This is a genomic window from Bradyrhizobium sp. 190 (assembly GCF_023073415.1).
GTDB lineage: Bacteria > Pseudomonadota > Alphaproteobacteria > Rhizobiales > Xanthobacteraceae > Bradyrhizobium.
Map to the genome: position 1 here is coordinate 2099 of NZ_JADPJL010000009.1, position 1250 is coordinate 3348.

At 65.9% G+C, this 1250-nt stretch carries 1 protein-coding gene; it reads right to left on the reverse strand.

What is annotated here, in order from left to right; genetic code table 11:
* Positions 1–1250 (reverse strand): chemotaxis protein CheA (locus IVB22_RS09050; RefSeq protein WP_247516992.1); only part of this gene is annotated, 1250 nt, incomplete at both ends.

The following is a 1250-nucleotide window of genomic DNA, read 5'->3' on the forward strand; positions in this document are numbered from 1 at the left end:
AAGATGAACTTGTGGATCTGGGCCTCGGTCATCTTCTCCAGTTCGGCCTCGGTGACGAGACCGTTCTGCAGCGCCTTGGCCTTGATCCGCTCGGTGTTGAGCCCGCGGCCGTTATCCGCGATGCAGATGATGATGTGGCCGCCCTCGTGATAGGCCGACAGCCTGATCGTGCCCTGCTCGCCCTTGCCGCTGGCCAGCCGCTCGGCCGGGGTCTCCAGGCCGTGGTCGGCGGAGTTGCGCACCATGTGCGTCAACGGATCCTTGATCAGGTCGAGCACCTGGCGGTCGAGCTCGGTGTCGGCGCCGTGCATCTCCAGTTCGATCTGCTTGCCGAGTTCGCCGGAGAGGTCGCGGACGATTCTGGGCAGCTTCTGCCAGGCATTGCCGATCGGCTGCATCCGCGTCTTCATGACGCCTTCCTGCAGTTCGGCGGTGACGTTCGACAAACGCTGCAGCGGCACCTTGAACTCGGTGTCCTCGTTGCGGCGGGAGATTTCCAGAAGCTGGTTGCGGGTCAACACCAGCTCGGAGACCATCGTCATCAGATGTTCGAGCGTGTCGACGTTGACGCGGATCGACTGGTTGGCGATCTTGTCGGCTTCCTGGACGTCGGTGTCGACGGCTGCGGCGCGCTTGGCGGGTTTTGCCTTTACTTCCTTCGCCTGCGGCTCGGCGGGCGCGGCCGGCCTGGCGGCGGCGGGCTTCGGCGCAGGTGCGGCTTCGGTCTCGGTCTCGCGGAAGGCGCGCTCGAGATCGTCGAGCGAGACCTCGCCGGGACGCAGCGGGCGTTCCAGCACCTGCTCGATCAGCGTGCCTTTGACAACTTCCTGGGTGATCGCGGGCTGCACCGGCGGCGCGGCGACCGCGGGGACCGGCGCGGGTTCGGGGTGCGCCTCGGCATGGTGGCCGCCTTCGGCCATCGCATGCAGCTTCTCGATCAGGTCTTCGTCGGTGCCCTCGGGCTCGGTTTCGGTGGCCTCGAGGCCGGCGAGGATTTCCTTGATGCGGTCGATGCTGCTCAGGATCAGCGTCACGGCTTCGGCCTTGACCGGCATGCCGTCGCGGAATTTGCCCATCAGCGTCTCGCCGGCATGGGCCAGCGCTTCCAGCCGCGGCAGGCCCAGGAAGCCGCAGGTGCCCTTGATGGTGTGGACCAGGCGGAAGATGTTATCCAGGATCTTCGCGTCGCTCGGGTCCTGCTCGAACCGCACCAACTGATTGTCGACCGTATCCAGGCTCTCGCTGGTTTC